18 protein-coding genes and 1 other RNA gene are annotated in these 23,767 nt (G+C 51.2%); 6 read left to right on the top strand and 13 right to left on the bottom strand.

Annotation, left to right across the window (positions count from 1 at the left end):
• Positions 1-22 precede the first annotated feature (22 nt).
• Together fadE and G5182_RS03290 are read left to right on the top strand one after the other, a co-directional pair.
• Complete coding sequence (fadE, locus tag G5182_RS03295; RefSeq protein WP_421254183.1) at positions 23-2,479, top strand: acyl-CoA dehydrogenase FadE; 2,457 nt, start codon at positions 23-25, stop codon at positions 2,477-2,479.
• 179 nt (positions 2,480-2,658) lie between these two features.
• Entirely contained in the window at positions 2,659-3,933 is a 1,275-nt protein-coding gene (locus tag G5182_RS03290; protein ID WP_236371193.1) for an amidohydrolase, read from the top strand.
• Positions 3,934-4,014: 81 nt separating this feature from the next.
• On the opposite strand, the gene G5182_RS03285 is transcribed toward G5182_RS03290, so the two are convergent.
• Both G5182_RS03285 and G5182_RS03280 read right to left on the bottom strand, forming a co-directional pair.
• Positions 4,015-4,362 carry an RnfH family protein gene (locus tag G5182_RS03285; protein ID WP_005334494.1) on the bottom strand — a complete coding sequence of 116 codons (348 nt, stop codon included), beginning with the start codon at positions 4,360-4,362 and terminating at the stop codon, positions 4,015-4,017.
• Complete coding sequence (locus G5182_RS03280; protein ID WP_005334496.1) at positions 4,355-4,789, bottom strand: SRPBCC family protein; 435 nt, start codon at positions 4,787-4,789, stop codon at positions 4,355-4,357. Before G5182_RS03280 ends, G5182_RS03285 begins: the two co-directional genes overlap by 8 nt.
• Positions 4,790-4,958: 169 nt before the next feature.
• Between G5182_RS03280 and smpB the strand changes: the two genes are divergently transcribed.
• Positions 4,959-5,447, top strand: coding sequence for an SsrA-binding protein SmpB (gene smpB, locus G5182_RS03275; RefSeq protein ID WP_005334498.1), 489 nt, complete (start codon positions 4,959-4,961; stop codon positions 5,445-5,447).
• Between the two features lie 166 nt (positions 5,448-5,613).
• Positions 5,614-5,973: a transfer-messenger RNA gene (gene ssrA, locus G5182_RS03270) on the top strand.
• A 75-nt stretch (positions 5,974-6,048) separates the two neighbouring features.
• Here ssrA and G5182_RS03265 read toward each other — a convergent pair.
• The 3 genes from G5182_RS03265 to G5182_RS03255 form a co-directional block, all read right to left on the bottom strand.
• Positions 6,049-6,555, bottom strand: coding sequence for an HNH endonuclease (locus tag G5182_RS03265; RefSeq protein WP_421230724.1), 507 nt, complete (start codon positions 6,553-6,555; stop codon positions 6,049-6,051).
• A 111-nt stretch (positions 6,556-6,666) separates the two neighbouring features.
• Positions 6,667-7,110, bottom strand: a complete 444-nt coding sequence (locus G5182_RS03260) for a hypothetical protein (protein ID WP_421230725.1) — start codon at positions 7,108-7,110, stop codon at positions 6,667-6,669.
• Positions 7,094-7,684, bottom strand: a complete 591-nt coding sequence (locus tag G5182_RS03255) for a class I SAM-dependent methyltransferase (RefSeq protein WP_421230726.1) — start codon at positions 7,682-7,684, stop codon at positions 7,094-7,096. Before G5182_RS03255 ends, G5182_RS03260 begins: the two co-directional genes overlap by 17 nt.
• A 361-nt stretch (positions 7,685-8,045) precedes the next feature.
• Here G5182_RS03255 and G5182_RS03250 point away from each other — a divergent pair, with 361 nt between their 5' ends.
• Positions 8,046-8,480, top strand: coding sequence for a hypothetical protein (locus G5182_RS03250; protein WP_216951753.1), 435 nt, complete (start codon positions 8,046-8,048; stop codon positions 8,478-8,480).
• Between the two features lie 481 nt (positions 8,481-8,961).
• On the top strand, positions 8,962-13,128 hold the full coding sequence (fdhF, locus tag G5182_RS03245; protein ID WP_421254182.1) for a formate dehydrogenase subunit alpha: 4,167 nt from the start codon (positions 8,962-8,964) through the stop codon (positions 13,126-13,128).
• Positions 13,129-13,273: 145 nt separating this feature from the next.
• On the opposite strand, the gene G5182_RS03240 is transcribed toward fdhF, so the two are convergent.
• The 8 genes from G5182_RS03240 to G5182_RS03205 form a co-directional block, all read right to left on the bottom strand.
• Positions 13,274-15,730 (bottom strand): polysaccharide lyase 8 family protein, encoded by a 2,457-nt coding sequence (locus tag G5182_RS03240; RefSeq protein ID WP_421254181.1) that lies wholly within the window; start codon positions 15,728-15,730, stop codon positions 13,274-13,276.
• A 70-nt stretch (positions 15,731-15,800) separates the two neighbouring features.
• Positions 15,801-16,520: an oligogalacturonate-specific porin KdgM family protein gene (locus G5182_RS03235; protein WP_101150273.1), complete on the bottom strand. Its 720-nt coding sequence runs from the start codon at positions 16,518-16,520 to the stop codon at positions 15,801-15,803.
• Between the two features lie 40 nt (positions 16,521-16,560).
• On the bottom strand, positions 16,561-18,114 hold the full coding sequence (locus tag G5182_RS03230) for a sulfatase-like hydrolase/transferase (RefSeq protein WP_421249116.1): 1,554 nt from the start codon (positions 18,112-18,114) through the stop codon (positions 16,561-16,563).
• A gap of 284 nt (positions 18,115-18,398) precedes the next feature.
• A complete protein-coding gene (locus tag G5182_RS03225; RefSeq protein ID WP_216951756.1) occupies positions 18,399-18,995 on the bottom strand; it encodes a DJ-1/PfpI family protein in 597 nt (198 codons plus the stop codon).
• Positions 18,992-19,633, bottom strand: a complete 642-nt coding sequence (locus tag G5182_RS03220) for a bifunctional 4-hydroxy-2-oxoglutarate aldolase/2-dehydro-3-deoxy-phosphogluconate aldolase (protein ID WP_254204212.1) — start codon at positions 19,631-19,633, stop codon at positions 18,992-18,994. Before G5182_RS03220 ends, G5182_RS03225 begins: the two co-directional genes overlap by 4 nt.
• Positions 19,630-20,583, bottom strand: coding sequence for a sugar kinase (locus tag G5182_RS03215; RefSeq protein ID WP_216951757.1), 954 nt, complete (start codon positions 20,581-20,583; stop codon positions 19,630-19,632). The genes G5182_RS03220 and G5182_RS03215 overlap by 4 nt, the downstream gene beginning before the upstream one ends.
• A 254-nt stretch (positions 20,584-20,837) precedes the next feature.
• Positions 20,838-22,310 (bottom strand): DUF2264 domain-containing protein, encoded by a 1,473-nt coding sequence (locus tag G5182_RS03210; protein WP_421254180.1) that lies wholly within the window; start codon positions 22,308-22,310, stop codon positions 20,838-20,840.
• A gap of 97 nt (positions 22,311-22,407) precedes the next feature.
• The gene (locus G5182_RS03205) at positions 22,408-23,643 is read right to left on the bottom strand and encodes an anaerobic sulfatase maturase (RefSeq protein ID WP_421230730.1); all 1,236 of its coding nucleotides are present in this window, start codon (positions 23,641-23,643) and stop codon (positions 22,408-22,410) included.
• Positions 23,644-23,767 lie beyond the last annotated feature (124 nt).

Below are 23,767 nucleotides of genomic sequence, written 5' to 3'. Positions count from 1 at the left end.
TTATACACGCAAGGAGCAAGCAATGACGACGACCCTCACTCTGCTCGGGGTGATCCTGGTTATCGGAGCCCTGGCCTATCGCCGGGCATCCCTGTTCATCTCCACCCTGGTCACCGGCGCCGCCCTGGCGCTTGGCGCCATCTATGGTCATGTGCCCTTGCTGGTATGGGCGCTGTTCGCGGTGATCGCCATCCCGCTCAATCTGGTGGAATTTCGCCGCAATCAAATAACCAAGCCGCTGTTCAAGATCTACAAATCGATCATGCCGGAGATGTCCCGCACCGAGAAAGAAGCGATCGAAGCGGGCACCACCTGGTGGGAAGCCGATCTGTTCGCGGGCAACCCGGACTGGAAAAAACTGCACGCCATTCCGGTCAGCACCCTATCTGCCGAAGAACAGGCCTTTATGGATGGTCCGGTCGAGGAAGTGTGCCGCATGGTGAGCGACTGGGAAGTGACCCACGAGCGCGCGGATCTCTCCCCCGAGGTGTGGCAATACCTGAAGGACAACAAGTTCTTCGCCATGATCATCAAGAAGAAATATGGCGGTCTGGAGTTCTCGGCCTACGCCCAGTCCTGCGTCCTGCAAAAACTGTGCGGAGCCAGCGCCGTGCTCGCCTCCACCGTCGGCGTGCCCAACTCGCTGGGCCCGGGCGAACTGCTGCAGCACTATGGCACCGACGAGCAGAAAGATTACTACCTGCCCCGCCTGGCGGTAGGTAAAGAGATCCCCTGCTTCGCCCTGACCAGCCCGGAAGCGGGCTCTGACGCCGGCTCCATCCCCGACTTCGGTATCGTCTGCAAGGGTGAGTGGGAAGGAAAAGAGGTGCTCGGTATGCGCCTCACCTGGAACAAGCGCTACATCACGCTCGCCCCTATCGCCACCGTCTTGGGTCTCGCCTTCAAACTGCGTGATCCGGAACACCTGTTGGGGGATGAGGAAGAGCTTGGCATCACCTGCGCCCTCATTCCCACTCACATCAAGGGGGTCGGCATCGGCCGTCGCCACTTCCCGCTCAACGTGCCGTTCCAGAACGGCCCGACCCAGGGCAAGGATGTGTTCGTCCCGCTCGATTTCATCATCGGTGGCCCGGCCATGGCTGGTCAGGGCTGGCGCATGCTGGTCGAGTGTCTGTCGGTTGGCCGCGGTATCACATTGCCCTCCAACAGCACAGGTGGCGTCAAGATGCTGGCCCTGGCAAGCGGCGCCTACAGCCGCATCCGTCGCCAGTTCAAGCTGCCCATCGGCAAGATGGAAGGGATTGAAGATCCGCTGGCCCGCATCGGTGGCAACGCCTACATCATGGGCGCCGCAGCCAACCTGACCGTGACCGGCATCGACCTTGGCGAGAAGCCCTCGGTCATCTCCGCCATCGTCAAATACCACCTCACCGACCGTGCCCAGAAGTGCATCATCGATGCCATGGACATCCACGGCGGCAAAGCCATCTGCATGGGCCCCAACAACTATCTGGCCCGTGGCTATCAGGGTGCGCCCATCGCCGTTACGGTAGAAGGGGCCAACATCCTGACACGCAGCATGATCATCTATGGTCAGGGCGCTATCCGCTGCCACCCGTATGTACTGCCGGAGATGCTGGCTGCCAGCCACCCGGATAAAGAGCAGGCGCTGAAAGATTTCGACAAGGCAGTATTCAGCCACGTCGGCTTTGCCATCAGCAACCTGGTGCGCAGCTTCTGGCTCGGTATCACCGGCGCCCGCTTTGCCGCTTCACCGTACAAGGATCAGACCAAGGGCTACTACCAGCAGCTCTCCCGCCTTTCGGCCAACCTGGCGTTCCTGTCAGACATGGCGATGGGCACCCTGGGTGGCGAGCTCAAGCGCAAGGAGCGGGTCTCCGCCCGTCTTGGCGACGTGCTGAGCCAGCTTTATCTGGCCTCCAGCGCCCTCAAGCGCTATCAGGATGAGGGACGCCAGCAGGCCGATCTGCCGCTGCTGCACTGGGCACTGCAAGATGCCATGTTCAAGGCACAAGAGGCGATCGACGAGCTGCTTCGCAACTTCCCGAACCGCTGGATTGGTCTGGCCCTTCGCGCCGTGGTGCTGCCGCTTGGCCGTGACCTGAACCGTCCGTGCGACAAGCTGGACCAACAGGTTGCCCGTCTGCTGCAAACCCCGAGCGAGACCCGCAGCCGCCTGGCCAAGGGCCAATACCTGACGCGCGAAGAGGGCAACCCCTTCGGCCTGCTGGAGCAGGCGCTCGATGACGTGCTGGCCGCCGAGCCGCTGTTCGAGAAAGTCTGCAAGAGCGATGGCATCAAGCGTCCCTTCATGGCGCTGGACAAGGTGGCCGACATCGGCCTGGCCGCTGGTGTGCTGACCCAGAGCGAAGCCGAGCTGCTGCGCCGCGCCGAGGTAAGTCGCCTGCGCACCATCAACGTCGATGATTTTGACCCCATCGATCTGGTGGCCAACAAGAAGCTGTTTGAAGCCTCCGCTTACCATCACGCGGCCTGATAACCAGCTATCGACAACGCCTCCCTTGTGGAGGCGTTTTTTATGGGCGCTCACCACTATTCACGGCCCGAACAGTCACCACTCGCACGCACGGCTCCCCCGACCAGCTGCGGGCCCCGTGTGGTCAGCCGGGAAAAAAGGCACAATAGCTGACAAATCGAATCACCAAGGAAGCCAAGATGACCCTTGAGCACCTGATCCTGTGGCGCCGCGACCTGCACCGCCTGCCGGAAGCCGCCTGGAAAGAGTTTCGCACCACCAGCCTGATTGCCCACCACCTGAGCGAGCTCGGTTATCGCATCGTGCTCGGCGACAAACTGCTGGCCAGCAATCTGATGATGGGCCGTGATGTGGATGTGGCGGCCGAGAAGGCTCGCGCCCGCCGTCAGGGGGCCCATCCCGACTGGCTGGAACGGATCGGCGATGTCACCGGGCTGATGGGGGAGCTGGATACCGGCCGCCCCGGCCCGACCCTGGCCTTTCGCTTCGACATCGATGCGGTGGAGGTGGAAGAGTCCGACGCCGAACAGCACCAGCCGCAGCAAGAGGGTTTTGCCTCCCACAACAAGGGGTGGATGCACGCCTGCGCTCACGATGGCCACACCGCCATCGGCATGGGGCTGGCCAGCCAGTTGATGGCGATGAAAGAGCAGCTGTGTGGTCGCATCAAGCTCTTCTTCCAGCCGGCCGAAGAGGGGTGCCGCGGTGGCAAGGCGCTGGCGGCCGGTGGTGCACTCGATGACGTGGATGCCCTGCTTTCGCTCCATATCGGTATTCACGCTGGCAGCGGCGAGCTGGTGATCAATCCCACCGAATTTCTCTGCTCCACCAAGTTCGACGTCCACTTTATGGGCACCGCCGCCCATGCAGGGCTCGAGCCCAATGCCGGCAGCAATGCGCTGGCCGCCGCCTGCATGGCCACCACCGCCATGCTAGGCATCCCCCGCCACCGCGACGGCATGACCCGCATCAACGTCGGCCAGCTTCACGCTGGCAGCGGCCGCAACGTCATCCCCGATCATGCCGAGCTACGCGGTGAGACCCGCGGCGCCGACAGCGCGCTCAACGACTACATGTTCAGTCAGGTACAGCGCATCGTCGAAGGTACCGCCCTAGCCCACGGCGTCACCTACCGCATCATCAAGCAGGGTGAGGCCATTGCGCTCGACAACAGCCCAGCGCTGCAGGCCGAGCTGGCGGCGCTGGCCCGCAAGCAAGGGCTTGCCACCATCCAGACTCGCCGCTTTGGCGCCAGCGAAGATGCCGGTTTTCTGATGGAGCGGGTGCAAAAGCAGGGGGGCGAAGCGGCTTACCTGATCCTGGGGGCCGATCTGGCGGCGCCGCACCATCACAACGAATTCGATTTCGATGAGCGGGTGATGCAAAGCGGGGTCGAGCTGCTGGCCGCCTGGGCACGCGCCCGGCTGGGCGTGACAGAAGCAGCCCTCTCTTGATATCCCCTCGGCCAGCTCACCAGCTAACGGGATCAAAAAAAGGCGCCTCGGCGCCTTTTTTCTGCAAGAAAAACCTGAGCGCTACTCGCGGTGCTTGCGATGCACATCGGGGCGACCACCGGTCACGCTATCGGCTCTCCCCTCCTCTTTGGCCTTCTCGGCCCGCTTTTTGCGCATCTCGCGGGGATCGGCGATGAGCGGGCGGTAGATCTCGATACGATCGCCGTCGTGCAGCGGCTCGCTCCCTTTCACCGGGCGGCTGTAGATGCCGAACTTGTTGACCGACAAGTCAATCTCGGGGTGCTTTTGCACGATGCCGGACTGCTCGATGGCCGCCAGCACGCAGGTCTCGGGCGCCACCCGCAGGGCAATCACCGTCTGCTGCTGCGGCAAGGCATAGACAACCTCGATATTGAGCTGGTCAGACACCGTAGACCTCCTTCGCCCGGTTGGAGAAGGCGGAGACCATGGAGCTCACCAGATCGCGGAATACCTGACCAAAGGCCACCTCGATGAGCTTGGAGGTAAACTCGAAATCGAGATCAAACTCCACCTTGCAGGCGTCGACATCAAGCGGGGTAAAGGTCCACCAGCCCGCCAGCTTGCGGAACGGGCCATCCACCAGCTCCATCCTGATCTGGCGGTTCACATCCAGCTGATTGCGGGTAGTAAAGGTCTTGGCAATCCCCGCCTTGGCCACATCGACCGACGCCATCATGTAGTCATCGCCAGCCTCGTGGACACGGCTGCCGACACAGCCGGGCAAAAACTGCGGGTAGGCATCCACATCGTTAACCAACTTGAACATCTGTTCTGCACTGAACATCACCAGGGCACTGCGCGTAATTCGGGGCATGGCTTTTCCTCATCCAATCGGCGCGATTTTATCACCATGTTTGGGGTTGTGGAGGTAAAACCTCAGCCAAACCGCTCAGAAAGCCACCACTTGACCTGCTGCGCGTTTTACAGCCGTCCCTGCCTACGTATAATACGAGCCTCCTAGTCATTGCCGGAAATCGCCCGTCATGAGCAAAAAAAACAGTAAAAACAAAGCCGGGTCCAGCACCATTGCACTCAACAGAACCGCGCGCCACGAATACTTCATCGAAGAGAAGATCGAAGCGGGTCTGTCCCTGCAAGGGTGGGAAGTCAAATCCCTGCGGGCGGGCAAGGCCAACATCAGTGAAGCCTATGTCATCTTCCGCGATGGCGAGGCCTATCTGTTCGGCTCCAGCTTCCTGCCACTGCAAGCGGCCTCCAGCCATGTGGTATGTGACCCGACCCGCACCCGCAAACTGCTGCTGAGCCGTCGTGAACTCGACAAGCTCGAAAGCCTGATCGCCCGTCAGGGCTACACTATAGTTCCCCTCGCCCTCTACTGGAAACAGTGCTGGGTCAAGGTCGAGATCGGCCTGGTGAAGGGCAAGAAAGAGCACGACAAGCGCGAAGATACCAAGGCCCGCGAATGGGATCGAGAGAAAGCCCGCATCATGAAGAACAAGCATCGCGGCTAACCTGCGACTGGCAGGATCAGAACGCCAGTTCACCTTCCCCCGGCGCAGCTGGCTCTTCAGGCTCAGCTGCGTACAATAAATCGGCAAACAGACTGGCTGCCAGAGGGAATGGGTATCAACGCCTTGCTATGACAGCATTTTTGCGTACAATCGCAATTAACAACTTGGGGCTGATTCTGGATTCGACAAGATTCACGAAACCCAAGGTGCATGCCGAGGTGCGGTAGGCCTCGTTAATAAACCGCAAAAAAATAGTCGCAAACGACGAAAACTACGCACTAGCAGCTTAATAACCTGCATAGAGCCCTTCTACCCTAGCTTGCCTGTGTCCTAGGGAATCGGAAGGTCATCCTTCACAGGATCGTGTGGAAGTCCTGCTCGGGGCGGAAGCATTAAAACCAATCGAGCTAGTCAATTCGTGGCGTGTCTCTCCGCAGCGGGTTGGCGAATGTAAAGAGTGACTAAGCATGTAGTGCCAAGGATGTAGTAATTTTGGACGGGGGTTCAAATCCCCCCAGCTCCACCAAACGTTTGGAAAGGGCCACCTCGCAAGAGGTGGCCCTTTTTTATCGAGTTTATCTAGCGTGAAAGCCTCAACGTCTCACAGAAAGCGCAGGGGAATATTCACACTGGGGGCTGTGACGTCAACAAACTGGTCAATACCACGCCACAACCTAGCATGCTCACGGAGTGCTTGCTGATAGGCCCAAGTGGCGATGGCGGTAGAACGCACGGCGTCGACGCTCACCAGAGGGGCCAGCTCGTCAGTGAGGTACGCCCCGTGAGTCAGGATATTCTGCTCGTACCAGGCATCCCTGTGCTCGGGAGCGGCGAGAAAATCCCGTTTGCTCCGGTTACAGTTGGCGTGTGCCAGTACGAAGTTGTGGCCCAAATCGATTGGATAACGACGCCAGGGGATGAAATGGTCTACCTCGCCATTCCCGTGTATCGCCTTGTTACAGTAAAAACAGGTTCCCGCCTGCAAGTCCCTCAAAACCTCCCCCACTCGCCCCAGCGCCTGACGGCTTGAACCAAAGAGAAAATTCTCCAGCCCTACACTGGGGCCAATCAGTGGCTGATTCCCCTTGATGTCGCAGATAAGCTGCAACCAATGCTGTCGGGAGAGGGAGACCACCAGATCGTAAAAGCGGTGGAGACAGTAGAGAATGCCGGGGTTCAGGCAGATATGATCCGCGCCCCTTTGATGAGGATAGAGGTGTCACTCCTCTCGCCCACCCAATATCTGCAGACGCCACAAGGGCCCCTCAACAAGGATGCGCCGAACTCGGGCAAGAAGAGGCCGCCAGGCGTCGTGACGACGCAGTGCAGTTACCGAGCGGACCCCCTCTGCACGCAGCCGGGACAACTCCGTCAGCATGATGGCCTGACGACCGCTGCTCTGTTTGAGCAAGGTAGCCGTTTCTCCCGTCGCCGAGTAGGGCAGACTGTGCTGCCAATAAAGCTCCACAAACTTGGTGGCCAGTTCGTCCAGCGTAATAGTGCGCGCCGCGGTCAGATCATGGGTCTCGGTACTGCGTTCAATCGCGATATCTGCAATCCCGTGAAGCAAGGCGCACTTGTAAGTGGCCACAAAATCGCCTTCGGTAAAGATGCGTTGCAGATAGGCAATAAAAGCGAGTTGTTGCTCAGGGGAGGCGTGCATGTTCACCCCCAAGGATCAGACTCTGCCAACTCAAGCCGCTACGCGCCAAGGCATCCTCCTGTGGTTCTGACACATGGAGCAGTGTCATCCCCTCCTCCAATGCAAGCCGCTCCACCTCATCGACAGCTACCGGATACATGGCTCGCTCCCGCATATCCTGCTCCGAGATAACCAAACGAAGACTCAATACCAGATAACCATCTGGTGAGAGCAGCTCATGAAGACGTGCCAGCGCCAAGGGACGAGACTCCGGGGGGAGATGCATCCAGACAGCACTGAGCAAAATCAGATCAAAAGTACCGGTCACGCGAGAGAGAGCCGGCATAGCGTCATTGACCCACGCAACTGCAGCCTCACAGGTATGACATTGACCTTGTAGAGCGAGTGACTGACAGGGCTCGGCAGCGACCACAGTGTTGCCCTGATGGAGCCCCGCTAAAAACGCGGCATCCCGACCACTGCCAGCCCCCACATCAAACACCCTGCGCGGTGCAGCCAAAAGCCAAGGCTCCAGCAGAGTGAGCCAGTCGCAATGAACAGTGCGCGCAGATACCTGCTGGTAACGGGTCGCCAATTCGGTGGCGTGGCGCTGCTAGTAATCGAGGGACACTATGCGTTCCGATCGGAGAAGTAAGAGAAATAGTCCAACAAGATCAGTGGGTTGACCATGACAAGGACGACACTTTCCACACATGAACGATTGAGGGGGCAGAGGCATTTACAAAAACGGGATGCCAGCCAAAAGAAGCGCGGCCAGAGGGCTCTGAATGATGCCACCGCTCAACATTTCGGGTAATATTTGTCCAACTCACTGATCTCTTGGCACTTATTATCGCCATGAGAGGTCAACGCCAGATGGAGATGGCTATTAATGAACTCGACTGATGTCGTGGCCCTGTTTGGGGATGACTCGTGCTATCGAAAGGCTGGTTCTCATGGCTCGCCACGATCAACGTAACCCCCATATTCCACTGATCGCCTCCCACTGCTACGTGCAGAGACCTAACGCAACCCGACCGGACAGACTACGCCGCTTCGCCATGATGGGTATGTCGCAACTGGTGTTGGGCTATGCCGGACGCAGTAGCGAGACTCATCCTATCCACCGCCTGCTCAGTCAGATAAAGGTTGGCGATGCCGTGCGTATCGCTCCCGATAAAAACAACAAGCTTCATGTGTATCACCAGAATCACGAAATAGCTCGCCTCTCCCTGCTCGGCGAAGAGACCTGGAAATTCGACATGAATAGCATCCGTGAAGCCCGAGTGATTGCTCTGGTGGAACGACGTAAAGAACAGGAGAAAGAAGAGTATCAACCCCAGATATGCATCGAGCGCTGGGAGATCCCAATCATTGAGTTGGAGTTGTAACATCAGGTCTCAGTACAGCAAAACGGTGACCAGCGGCAATTTTCATCAGATGGCCCATCCAGAGCCATATCTGTATTCATTTTGCCGATCGCAAGGTGCAGCCAGTTCGGCTATTTCCAATGTCGCTTGCCCTGCGCCACAAACCGAAACAAAAGTTGCATATTTTAGGATATCCCTCATCGTGCCATCATGAGTAATCTCCATATCACATACAGCTTACGGTTGCTTTAATGGCCATAAAAGTGCAGGAAATGCGATGTTTTAACTCAACATAGGTAGTCAAAGTCCAGAGCGTCCTCCACGGATATCACCACCATTGAAATCGTTTTCTTTTTAGGCAAAGAACCTGAGTTAAATCAAATAAAGTTGAATGCCGTCTTTGGTATGGTGAGAAGATACCAAGCGATCCTCCCTGTCGCTTCCCCTGCTGGCTCTGCCAGATGCAGCATTTTCTGCGCCTTGAAAGCGAGTTTATGACGCCATGATCACCATCACCCTCGATGGGGCTCAGTTGACGGTTGACCCGACCAGAACCCTGCTCCAGATAGCCAAACAGCACCAGATCGATATCCCCTCCCTGTGCAGTGACAACACCAGCGCTCCCAAAACGCCGTGCGATCTCTGCGTGGTCGAGATTGCCGGGCTCGGCATCCGGTGCGCCTGCGAGACGCGCCCCAAGGCAGGGATGATGGTCACGACCCAAAGCGATGCCCTGCGCGCGCACCGTCAGCAGGCGCTCGGCCGCATCCTCGCAGATCACTACGCCGATTGCGAAGCCCCCTGCCAACGCGCCTGTCCGGCCGGGGTGGACATTCAATCCTATCTGCACCACCTCGCCATGGGGGAGCACGAGGCGGCGATGGCCGTCATCAAGCAGACCCTGCCGATGCCCCTCTCCATTGGCCGGATCTGCCCCGCTTTTTGTGAAGCGGAGTGCCGCCGTGCGCTGGTGGATGAGCCGCTGGCCATTCGTCAGCTCAAGCGCCATGCCGCCGATCTCGATCTGGCCGAGGTTGCCCCCTATCAACCGGCAAAGAAGCCCGCCAAGGGCAAGCGGGTGGCCATTATCGGCAGCGGCCCGGGCGGTCTCACCTGCGGCTATTATCTGGGTTACGAAGGGTTCGAGGTCGATCTGTTCGAGGCGATGCCCGAAGCGGGTGGCTGGCTGCGCTACGGCATCCCTGAATACCGGCTGCCCAAGGCGATCCTCGATCAGGAGATCGACCTGATGTGCCAAAGTGGCATGCGGATCCACACCAGGCAGCGACTGGGCCACCAAATCACCCTCTCGGAGCTGTGCCGCGACTATGATGCGGTCTGTCTGGCGGTTGGCGCTTCCAAGGCGGTGCCGATGGATTACCCGGGCAGCACCCTGGCCGGTTGCTATCTCGGGGTCGATTACCTCAAGGATCGGATGCTGGCCAAGCGGCTCACCACCGGCAAGAGGGTGGCGGTGATCGGTGGTGGCAACACCGCCATCGACTGCGCCCGTACCGCCATTCGGCTGGGAGCGGAAACCACCCTTATCTATCGTCGCACCCGCGCCGAGATGCCCGCCGAAGCGTACGAGATCGACGAGGCGGAGCACGAAGGGGTGCGCTTCATGATGCTGACCAATCCGGTGGAGAATCTGCCGGACAGCCGTGGTCGCGTCTGTCAGGTGCGTCTCGAGAAGATGGCCCTCGGCGAACCGGATGCCTCCGGTCGCCGCCGCCCGGAGCCCACCGGCGAGTACCTTGTCGAAGAGTTCGATACCGTGATTGCGGCGGTCTCCCAACAACCGGATCTCAGCTTTATGGAGGGGGAGCCCCTCACCCTCCCCTTCACCCGCTGGCAGACGCTGGAGTCCCATCCCGAGACCATGCACAGCGGTCACGGCAACCTGTTTGCCATCGGCGATCTGCGCCGTGGACCGGCGACCGCCATCGAGGCGGTCGCCGATGGCCGCAAGGCCGCACTGGCCATCGACCAGTTCCTCCATGGGGATATGGTCGATCCGGTGCACCCCTTCAACGCCTGCAAGGCACCCAAACTCAAGCAGGTGGATCCCGCCCAGTTTGCTCACCTGAAAAAAGTCGCCCGCAGCATCATGCCTCATTTGGCAGATAAGGATCGCGAGGGCAGCTTTGCCGAGGTAGAGCGCGGCATCAGTGACCAGGATGCCCGCAGCGAAGCCAGCCGCTGCCTGGAGTGCGGCTGTCAGGCCAACACCGATTGTGCCCTGCGCGACTACGCCACTGAATACAAGGTCGACCAGCGCGCCCTCGATACCAGCCAGTGCCAGAAGTTTGCAGTGGATAACAGCAGCGAATTTATCGTGTTCGATGCCAACCGCTGCATCGGCTGCGGCCAGTGCGTGCAGACCTGTGGCGAACAGGCGGTACAAGGGGTGCTGCACTTTGCCAAAAACAGCGATGGCACCCTCTCAAACCGCCCGCAGTTTGATGCCGGGCTGGCAATGGGCGACTCCCACTGCGTGCAGTGCGGCGCCTGCGTACAGGTCTGCCCCACCGGCGCCCTGGTGGATGCCCGCGACAAATCACAGGGGCGCACCGAACTGCTCACGCCGGTCAATACCATCTGCACCTACTGCGGGGTCGGCTGCGGCGTCACCCTCTATGTCGATGAGGCGCTCAACCGCATCCGCTATGTGGAGGGAAATCGCAACTCGCCGGTCAACCAGGGGCTGCTCTGCGTCAAGGGACGCTTCGGCTTTGACTTTATCCAGAGCGAGGAGCGCCTCACCACACCGCTTGTCCGCAAGGATGGCAAGCTGGTGCCCGCCAGCTGGCAGGAGGCCATCGCTCTGGTGGCCGAGCGCTTCACAGCCCTGCGCAAACGCTATGGCAGCGATGCACTGGCGGGTTTTTCGTCGGCCAAAACCACCAACGAAGAGAACTACCTGTTCCAGAAGTTCATGCGCCGGGAGCTGGGCACCAACAACGTGGATCACTGCGCGCGGCTCTGCCACGCCTCCACCGTCACCGGGCTGGAGGCGTCACTCGGCAGCGGCGCCATGACCAACGACATCCCGAGCATTGATCACTCGGATCTCATCTTCATCATCGGCTCCGACACCTCGGCGGCCCACCCCATCATCGGCTCCCATATCAAGCGGGCAGTCACCACGGGCAAGGCGCGGCTAGTGGTGGCCGATCCCAAGCGGATCGAGATGGCGGACCATGCCAGCCTCTATCTGGCTCACCGACCCGGCACCGACGTGATGCTGCTCAACGGCCTGATGCAGCAGATCATCCAGCACGACTGGCACGACAAGGCCTATATCGCCGCACGAGTAGAAGGGTTCGAAGCGCTGCAAGCGGAGGTGCTCTCCCCCGCCTATGCACCGGACAAGGTCGCCCTCGTCACCGGCGTGCCGGCCGAGCAGGTGATCGAGCTCGCGCGCCTTATCGGCACCGCCGAACGCACCGCCATCTACTACTCGATGGGGATCACCCAGCACACCACCGGCCACGACAATGTGCGCGCCATCGCCAACCTGCAACTGCTGTGCGGCAACATCGGCATCGAAGGGGGCGGCATCAACCCGCTGCGGGGCCAATCCAACGTGCAGGGTGCCTGTGACATGGGGGCGCTGCCCAACTGCCTGCCCGGCTATCAGAAGGTGGCCAACCCCGAGGTTCATGCCCGCTTCGCCGCCGCCTGGCAGCAACCAGGGTTGCCGCGCACGCCCGGCCTTACCCTCACCGAGACCATAGATGCCGCCTGCGCGGGCAGCATCAAGGGGCTCTATGTGATGGGAGAAAACCCGGTGCTGAGCGATCCGGATCAGCATCACGTCATCGAGGGGCTCAAGCAGCTGGAGTTTCTGGTGGTGCAGGATATCTTCCTCTCGGAAACTGCCCAACTCGCCGATGTGGTGCTCCCCTCCTGCTCCTTTGCCGAGAAGAGCGGCCACTTCACCAACACCGAACGGCGAGTGCAGCGCATCTCCCCCGCCCTCAAGGCGCCGGGGGAAGCGCGGGAGGATTGGTGGATCATCCAGCAGATTGCCAATGCAATGGGCGGCGACTGGCGCTATCAGAACGCCCAGGAGATCAGCGCCGAGATCTGCCGGGTCACCCCGCAATACGCCGGCATCCAGTGGGACAAGGTGGGAGCGCAAGGGCTACAGTGGCCTTGCAACGATGCGGCGCCCGAAGGCACCCGGCTGCTCCACGGCAAGCAGTTCACCCGCGGCAAGGGGGAGATGGTCGCCACCCCGTTCCGCTATGCCGCCGAACTGCCCGACGAGACCTATCCCATCGTGCTCACCACCGGCCGCCTGCTGGAGCAGTTCCACACCGGCACCATGACCCGCAAGACCAGGGGGCTCGACAAGCTGGCCGGGCCACGGGTGATGATGAGCGTGGTGGATGCGCAGCGGTTGGGGATCAGTAACAGCGAGCGGGTGAAGGTCACCAGCCGCCGCGGCCATATCGAGCTGCCCGCCTTCGTGACCAGACGGATGCAACCGGGCGTGGTCTTTATCCCGTTCCACTTTGCCGAAGCCCCGGCCAACCGGCTCACCATCAATGCCACCGACCCCCACGCCAAGATCCCCGAGTTCAAGGTGGCGGCGGTGCGCATCGACAAGGTAAAGTGCCACCTGTCCTCAGCAGACAAACATGAGATGGAGACCATCTGACCGGAATAAACTACGCAATCAGCTGGATAAATCACAATAAAAAGAGCCACCCAAAGGGTGGCTCTCTACATAAATCAAGATCCATTTACACTCACATAACTAATTGTTCCTAGTGCATACTCCATAATCCAAATATGCCAAGGAACTACTTGGTGAGAGCATCGACGGTTGCACCACCACTCTTATCATCACTTCGATAGCTGTCAATATAGGTACTATTATCACGCTCAAGTGCAAAATGGTAAGTGCTTCCGCTTAACGACTCCAGATTAACAGTCACAGTATCACCTTTAACACTAATTCGTCCTTCCGGATCAACTTTAACATTAAAGTTAGCATCTGTGATTAATTCAACTTGTGTTAATGTTCTTGTTGGATCACTAAGGCTTAGTGTCAATGTATCAAAGTCTTTATTTAATATAATAGATACTGGAGATGATATTTTAATACCTCCAACAGAAACCTCATCATTACCCCACAAATTGGCTAATATGTTTTCCCCATTGGTATCCTCTACAATATGTGCTTTATTATCTGAGCGAGTCACTCTAATATCTGGATTATTGGCATACTCATTTAACTCATGGCTATTGACTCCATTTAAAATAACATACTGGTAGCCAGACACATGCTCGTCCTGTGGAATAAATGACGCTAACGTATACCCATTGACCGCTTTTTTTGTTGTACCTATATCCGACCAATTAGCAGAGACGCGTTTTTTCTCCATTACAATGTCTGTCCCTTTCGGGAACCAATAACCTACATTAGCCCCATGAACATTCCCTTCAACAAGAAATGAAGTTACATTGTTATACTCTTCCTTTACATCAGGCGAAATAGAAACACCATTTACCTCTACTTTATTAGTTCCATTTGCATTTAATTTCCTACTGTCAATTATCGTTCCCATCTCGACATTCTCATTGCTGCGAATATCTGAGCCAACAGCTATAATTTTGTTATTAAGAACAAACCAAGACTTCAATGCACTGATACTATCATTATGATTATGGAAGTCAGCACCAATAGCAGCTAATGTTTTGTATGCAGCACCACCAACTCTCTGCATATTAACCTGCTTGTTTTTACCAACTCTCGATGCGACTTTATTATTATTTGTGCAATCACCCAACGATTCGGTTAAATCAATGGTAGTACCAGAAACCCGGTATGGGTTAATCAAAGGCCAATAGTCAGTATATTGCAGAAGATCTGCATTATATAGATAGGTCGCACCATCACCAGTAAACCAACCTTTTCTATTCTCATTATTCATACACTCAAAATTTCCGACTCTGGCAGAATGCAATGCCAGGGCAAAAGTATAACCGTTTCCTTGATAAACAAATCGGTCCATGTCTGGAAAATAAGATGCCTGAGGAGATTGAACTACAGGATGTATGCTTGTATCTTCAATTAATTTTTTTGCTTTATTATAAATAACGAAATCTTGCTGCCCTTGCAAAAAACCCTTTGTATTATCTGAAATGATTTGCCCTTTTATAAATTCTGATATTTTATTTCTATCATTTATGGTTGCTGCATCAATGAATCTAAACATAGATGCCAAAACTGCATGACCTTCTACATGATTTTGCCGCTCACCTCTGGCAATAGCTCGACCATTTTGCATATCCAGCATTTGTCCAGAATACATAAAAGGGAAAAAACTTTTATACAGAATATTATACACTCTTAATAGCTTTGGATCGTCTGCAGGCCATTTTGAATTAGCCATTAGATTCATCACCTTACCAACACCTTCAAGTAAAACATTACCATAAGTACCAGTGTATGGAATATCACCATGCTGGATAAAGGATCCATCATGATAAAATCCATCATCCGTTGTTACAGGATCCAGAACTTGAGGTAATACATTTAGTGCGTTTTTAATCTCGTCTTCTCTTTCCGAAATTATTCCACGCACAAGTACAATTTGTACCATATCAGTACGGTTGCCACCTGTAGCTTCACGATTAACAGGATTGCTGGAAGCGCTAGCCCCTTCACTAACACCATTCCGGTCTGGCAATGGCGAAAAATATCTACTGGCCTCTGTATAATTTTTAATTTGTTCAGATGTAAGATCAGGATAAATCAAGGTCAATATATCATTTGTCGTTTTTGGTATACCAATCTCCCAATCCCACCAGTTGCCATATTCCAACGCTCCAACTTTATAGTGTTCCTTAACCAAATAATCCAAGGAACTGATAATGCTTGATAGCAAAATACTATTTCCTTGTAATTCACCTGGGAAGTGATATGCCTTTGCCATAGTGAGCAATCTGAGCATTGATGCTCTAATATTCGGGCCAACAACCTTGCCACCATTAGCATAATCGAATGGAAGATCGCTCCAAAGCGAATTCCTAGTATCAGTTACAATCAAGGAATTGAGGTACTTTACCGCATCCTGATTAACTTTATTGATCATGCCAAGTTGATAGCTATCATACTCTTGACCTGACACACCAATAATGGCCTCAGTCCATTTATCAGCCAAAACCTTATAATCCGGTGCCAACTCATGAGCTGCGGTTAGATTACTCATAAAAAATGTAAGCAGTGCAATTTTTTTTATAGAACCCATCATCTTACTCCTTTCAATTAAAAATAAAGCTGAAGAAATTAACCACCAGCTTTATTTATGCATATTAATCACCTTACCATGTATATTTTATACCAATACGATAGCGAGTTTGCCGGTTATCTGAATAACGATCTTCTCTAAGATTGCCAACCTCAAAAAATGGTTTCCAATTTTTATCTATTGCATAACTAACTTTAATATTATGCTGAGTATCATACTCCTTCCCATTAAATTCTGGCATTGCACCACTCGCCATTTGCTTAAACAAATCGAGCTGATATTCAAAGTCAAAATCATTATATTTATAACCAACCCATGCATCAAATTCTTGTATTTTAGAACGATACCCATAATTTGTGACTGGATTTATCGTTTCATAATCCCAAAACTTCCATTTATAACGACCTTGAACTCTAAAACCATTATCGAAGCTATAATTCAACCTTACAAATGGAATATGAACAGCACCATTTGATGATACATCGAATGAAGAGCCAACCAAGCCCGTCAAATTTTTATTTAAGGCTTTATAATAAAATGCACATAACTCAGAGCCGTCAAGATATGTAGAATCAAAAACTTGGGATGGATTACTGTTACCATATCGAGCATCAAGCTCAAATCCTATATTTTTCCCCGTATCAACATAAACCTTAAACCTATCGTCATGTTTTTTCGAGCCATCAGCATAACCATGACGATATTCCACCGTTGTCTTATAATCATTTGCCCATGCCTGACTAATCGAAAGAGAAAGCAAAGCAATAGGTAAAAATTTGACATAGCCTTTCATTTAAATAACTCCTGTTTCCAATTATTATTTTTACAATATGTTATGAATATGCTTTCAATACGCCAACAGGCACCTCTGTTGGACGCCATGGATCACCAGTATGCTCTAACCATGGGATTAGTTCGTTTTCTGTTAATTGATTAATCAAATCCATGTTATTACTAGCAATATTATGCAATTGATAAGGATCGTTATGATTATCATGCAAAATATATGTCAACGACTTACCTATCTTCCGATCGATAACCATCGTATAGCGTTCAGTTCTAATTCCACGTCGGCCATATGATTGCGCACCATATGGCATGAAAGTATAAAACTGTGATGTCGGCACAACATCACCAGCTTCCCCCCTCAGGGTTTTAACATAATTATTCCCTTCTACCGTATCGGGTATTAATGCTTCAAAATCGAGTAACCCGAATATTGTTGGATATATATCAGGAGCAGAAAAAAGTAAGTCATCTTGTTTTGGTTTTAGTTTCCCTGGCAACCTAAAAATCATTGGAATCCTCATCGATTCCTCATAATGAACATTTTTTGTCGGTTCACCATTTGAACCCATACAACTACCGTGATCTGAAAAAAATACAACTAATGTATCATTTTTCAACCCTAGGCTATCCAACTCATCCAATATTCTTCCGAATTGTTCATCAACACCATGAACCATAGCCATGTATTCTTTGAAATACTGGGGACCATATCCTTCTAGATACTCTTTATTCCATTGAACATTTGGCCTACTATTCAATTCTTTCGATGTCTTCCCATCAAACTTATCTAGATATTTTTTGGGTATCTCATCGTATGGGGAGTGGGGGGGATTCATTGATACTACAAGTGCAAATGGCTTATCTTTATCGCGATAAGACCCATTTTCATTACGGAGATATTTTATCGCAATATCGGCCTCATGTTCAGGACTCCACTGATTTACTTTTATCGGATTATCACGAGGAGTATTATTGGCCCAATACATAGGTGACATATGCTTATCATACGTACCATATGAATACCAAAAATCAAAACCATGTCGACGATCCGGTGCCGTCCAATCATTCCAATAACGTCCCTCCATTGGGTTATTATAACTTGGAATAAAAGGCGCACTGGGGGCATCGAGGTGCCATTTACCAATATACCCCATTGAGTAGCCTTGCTGGCTCAGAATATCTGACCAAGTCACCGAGCCTTTTTTCAACTCAATACCAAAGTCTTTTCCGCCAAACTGGCCAGGCATACCAGTATGGCTGTTACCTTGTATACCATTACGATATGGATATTGCCCCGTCATCAACATACCACGAAATGGGGTACAAAGCGGAAAATTGGATACAGCTTGCCGAAGAACAACACTCTCTTTCGCAAATCTATTTATATTAGGGGTATATGATGGGTCTTGCCCCATAAATCCAAGAGCATGAGCTCTCATCTCATCTGGAAATACAACTAATAGATTTGTTTTTCCATTGATACGCCCAGTGGATGCGCCTCCACTTAGTGATGTTTGACACCCTGAAATTGATGAAGTCATAGCGACCGCGCCGGTTGCCGCTAGTCCCTTCAGCAAATCACGCCGAGAGATGGACATGTTTCACTCCAGAAATGATAGAGAATTTCGATACCTTTGTTTTCAACTCTTGCCAACAGTTGAATGATAACCAAAAGAAAGAAAAGGCATAGTGCCCAAGATCACACAAACAAAATGAAAGCGCTGGCGTGTGCTTTTTATTTCAAAAAAAGACAGTGGCAGATCAGGTGAAGTGAAGTGAAGTGAAGTGAAGTGAAGTGAAGTGAAGTGAGAATAGATGTAAAAAATCATCCCCGAAGAGATGACTTTTACATTCCCAATAAACCATCAGCACCTTGCCAAAACTAACCATTATCCAATTCAGACAGCGGCCAATGTTCAAAATAGATATGTTGTGCTTGCCAATCTACCTTAGCTTGATTGTCACTTAATAAGTGATGGGCAACAGTAAATGCAAATTCAAAACTGACACCGAGGCCCTTGCCTGTGATGAACTGCCCATCCACAACAACTTTTTTATCAACATATGCACCATCAGAAAACTTCTTCTCCAATCCGCTGCCACAGGTATATTGATGATGTTGTAACAAGTTATGTGCAGCAAGAACCTTTGCACCTGAAGAACAAAGCGCACAAATTAATTTATTGTTAGCAATATGATTTGTAATGAACTTGTGAACATATAAAGAACCAAAAAGATTGTCGGTTCCTTTGGGGCCACCAGGCATCATAATGGCGTCATACAGAAAATCTACCCTTTCATCCAGAAGAGCATCAGCCTCAATTCTGGTACCGAAATATGTTGATATTTTTGTTATTGCCATGCATGAGAGTACATCTACTTTAATATCCAGCCTTCGCATTATATCGATAAATACGACCGCTTCAGCCTCTTCGAATCCATCAGCCAATAGCACCGCCACATGTTTAAAACCATTCATACGGAACCCTTAGAAATCAAACTGATAGTATTTTTCACATTAAGACCAATAGAGTCCCAATCATGACCATTAATAGCTGACGGAGTGGCAATCCAAGTACCACCGCAGGCTAATACTTGCGGCAATGCCAGATAGCTCAGCAAATTACTCAAGTTAATTCCTCCAGTAGGCATAAATCTAACTTGGGGATATGGTCCTGCCAGCGACTTCAGCATAGCTACACCACCAGAGGCTTCTGCGGGAAAGAATTTCAATAGTTGAAGTCCCAGCTCCAACCCCTGTTCTATTTGGCTAGGATTATTTACACCTGGAATAATCCCGATCTCTGCATCCTGACAGTATTTAACAATATTTGGATTCAATCCGGGACTGATCACAAAGTCAGCACCGGCACTAATAGCTTGATCCGCTTGCTCCCGTGTCAATACTGTTCCAGCGCAAAGAATAATATCAGGGATTGTTGCCTTTATTTGACGAATAGCTTCTGCTGCTGCTGGAGTGCGAAAGGTGATCTCGGCAGCAGGCAAACCATTTTCAACCAAAGTTGAACCCAACATGGCTGCATCCATGGCATTGTCGATCTGAATCACCGGGGCTACTTTTAATTTCCCCAACCGCTCTTGCCACCTGCTCATCATGATTTCAACTCCTTCGTTAACGTCTCAATATAGTGGCGGCCAATGATGGCGCCTCGATGCTGTATAACTTCTGCAGCGACCTTGTTACCCCATCGGCAACACTCCGCTACCGATAGCTTATGATGTCGAGCAGCCAAAAACCCCGCGTTAAACGAATCACCAGCAGCTGTCGTATCGATCACATTCTGGACCTGTTCACCTCGACTCAATCCACAGCCAACATTCAGTACGGACCACATAGCACCTTCTTTACCCAATTTGATAATAACTTGGCTAACACCAAGATGGTGCAAACGCTCAATAATCATCTCTGAACTCTGAGGTTCATCCAGCAGCAAACTTTCATCATCTGCAGTTACCAACGCAATATCACACAGTTGATATAACCGATTAATCCACATTGCCGCATGAGCATGATTATTCCAGAGACGAGGACGATAATTTGAGTCAAATACAATCGTGACACCAGCGGCTTTAAGTGACTGTAAAGCCAAAATCAATATCTCCTTATCCTCTTCAGGTAAAATAGCGATACTGATCCCAGAGAGGTAAAGCAACTCTAAACTATGTAGTTTATCCATACATGATGTAAATTTCTCATGCTGACAGAGAAAACGTGCTGCGGATTCATTACGCCAATAATGGAAACAACGCTCCCCCTGCTTATCTATCTCGATGGCATACAGGCCAGGAAGCCGCTTCTGATCTCGCAATATCATAGAGCAATCTATCTGCTCTTCTTTCCAACGTTCCAACATACCATTGCTGTAATGATCATGGCCCAGTACAGTAACATAACGAGGAAATAGATCTGGTAATAATCTAGAGAGATAAATAGCGGTATTCAGGGTATCGCCCCCAAACGCTTGCTGCTGAATGCCGAATGCAGGTCCGCTCAATTCAACCATGCACTCACCGAGAAGCGCGATACCATCAGGTTGTTTATCCATTTGAGTTATTCACCTTAATCGTAAGGTACATATGAGTCACCATTTACTATCAGTGAAAGAGTTGACGCATTCCCGCATACCCAGTTCATAAGTTTGCAACGAGCAAACACGTTCCATGTTGCAAGTATCTTACTGGCACTGGAACACATCATGCCCCAATAGTTTCGATTTAAACTACAATGGAAGAATAACGAAACGAAATGACAATCACAAAGATCTTGATCACATAAAATAAAAAAGAATCGTAAGTTACACTAGAAAAAATGAAACATTTTTGAGGTGTAACAGGTAACTCCCTTTCGAAGCAGATTGTTTTTCGGTCTTTCTGCCCTTCCTATGACCCATTCTTTACAACGATTCCACCAGCGTTGCTGCTCCAAACGTCGCGTCAAAGGACTCTGCTGCGCGGTATAATCAAAACGAAACAGCGCAACCACTTCATTTGTTTCCCTTACACCCTGCAGCTGGAGTCCAATAGCAGGTATCGCAAGAGTAAAATCACCTTGCTCGACCGGTAGTGGTAATGGTTTCGCCTCCCAGAGACCACTTCGATCCCCGCAATAGAGAGCCATATTCAAGGCCCGCAAAGACCAGAGGCTACTTGCTGGGCCACTGTAGTTATCTATTAACCTATCATCACACCCAAATACTCCTTGGGTTGGAAGGCCTGCTTCCAATGCCCCATTCGAAATAAAATAAGAAAGCGAAGAACTAAAAGCATGCTTCACTTCACCTGGTGGCAAGATGCTGTGATCTGCAGCTGCAATCAGAGGGGCTGCTGCAGCTAGTCGATAGCAAGCACTACGGCCAAAAAAGGGTAATCCCTGCGTAGTGAAAAAATAACGATAGGAAGCAACAAATTCAGCTAGAGTGCCACGAATAAACTCAGGGTCAAAATCAGGAAGGATTTGGTCTAGCCAATAAAATGAGTAATGAAAACCCCACGCATTATAATAGTCATAGTTACCTAATGCACCATCGCGAAACCACCCAGCGCCAACATGAAACTCTTTAATCCTTTCGTATTTATCATGGTCTACATGATCCACACCAGCTAACGATTTCAGGACAAACTGAACGGTCAGTGGAAATAAATGCCAATTATTATCAACAGTAATTAATGTATTTACCTGACTAAACCAAGCTACTATTCTAGCTTGTTCATCATGATTAAATCTTATCCAAACATGTTCCCTGCTCAACCATAGAGTCAATGCTAAATCCGCACTTTCACAGATACGTTGATCGCAGTCATGCATCACTCCCCAAAAGCCTGGGTGATTTGGGTCTGTTCCAGCAAGAAAAGCTGCATGAATGATATCTGCCGGCGATAACTGCCGACCATCTGCCAAGGCTAAATTGCTTTCATTTGGCCCCTTTGAATATAACCAGGCAGCCAAAGTAGGTAACAACCGGCTAGCCCCCTCCATGGCATCAGTTCGAGCACTCTGCTGGCTTGGTCGTCCGGGATAATAAGCATGGGTATAATCCCAAACAGCATAATGATCAAACGCCTCAGCCACATATTTTACTAACTCATTACACTGATATTTTAATCCAGCCTGAGGTATCGAGAAAACCTTTGCTATATGATTATCATTGTGTGTATATGAACGTTTTTTGTGAAAAAATCTTAGTAAGTTTTCTTGAAAAAGATGAAAATACATGGCCCAGTCCGGATTTTCATACGGGACAATTGGTCGTTTAGTTATTTTAATGTCACTCATTTAAACCCTCTCATATTCAAATAATTACATGGCTATCTAACAGATAAAATATTATGTATACTCATATTATCAATGCTGAGGTAAAGCAATGCTTTAATTATGTCTCTAGCATTACCCAATGCCTATGCATAACATTCGCTGCAATTCCACCACGTTGTATCTCCTCAGCCATCATCTGCATTTTGGGAGCAGTATGATAAAATATTTGGCGATATGATGTGCAGAGATAATTATGACGATACCGCTCTCCGGATATCGATAACACTCGATGTTTTGGACATCCACCATAACAAAGTGAATAGACCTCACATCGCTTGCATTGCTCGGTCAATTTCTGTGACTTTGCGGTACCAAATCTTTTTTGCATCTTGCCCGTAGCCATACTGACAAGTGAATGTAGATGGATATTGCCCAGTTTGTTGGCCGGATATACATAATGATCACAAGAATAAAGATCACCATTGGCCTCAATGACGATTGCCTGCCCACACTCTTTTGAGTGAATGCATAGAGAAGCGGGATATCCCATCCATACAGCTAATATACTGTCAAATATGCGAATAAAAACTTTACCAATATCAGCCCTACACCACTCATCAAATACATCATTCATAAAGCGACCATATCCATGTGCAGGCACAGAGAAATCCATTAATTTTGGATTTGGCATAGGTGTATAATGGCCATTATTATCAGCCTGACTAGCAGGTGACAACTCAACCAAAGGAATAAATTGCATGAAATTTGCCCCCAGTTTTTTCAGCGCAAGATAGGTGTCACGCCCCTTATCCCAATTTTTATCATTAATTACAGTCAGGGTATTAAACTCTACGCCAAACTCCGTCAGTAATTCTATCGCATGCTGTACCCGCTCAAATGTTGGGTTACCATTCACTGAAACACGATATGCGTCGTGCACACTTTGTAGTCCATCTACTGACACACCAACCAAGAAATTATGCTTGGCAAAAAAATCGGCCCATTGGCGATTAATCCCGATCGCATTGGTTTGAAAGCTGTTGGTAATATGCTTTCCATCCGCATATTGCTGTTGATACGCAACCACATTGCGATAAAAATCCAAGCCTGCGAGAGTCGGTTCTCCCCCCTGCCATGAGAAGTCTATCTGCTGGCTATGTTGAGAGCGGATATATTCCCGGATGTAACGCTTCAGGGTCGCATCTGACATAGTCTGTGATGCAGTGGGACTATCCTGATGAATGGTGTGTTCTTTCTCCAGATAAAAACAGTACTCACACTTGAGATTACAGCGATAGCCTGTTGGCTTCGCCATCATATGAAATGCTGTTTGACTCTTTTGAATAATGCTCATTGATACCGATACTTTAAAAATTGAAGCTGTAACCGTAGTATACGAAACCATATGAAAGTATTTTTTGTGTCGACTCACAATTAACACAACGGGCAAAAAGAAAATGAAAACACATAAAAGAAAA

Source organism: Aeromonas sp. 600948 (assembly GCF_049174875.1).
Lineage (GTDB): Bacteria > Pseudomonadota > Gammaproteobacteria > Enterobacterales > Aeromonadaceae > Aeromonas > Aeromonas veronii_A.
Note: the sequence above shows the minus strand (reverse complement) of the source record. Positions and strands in the feature narration are given on the sequence as shown.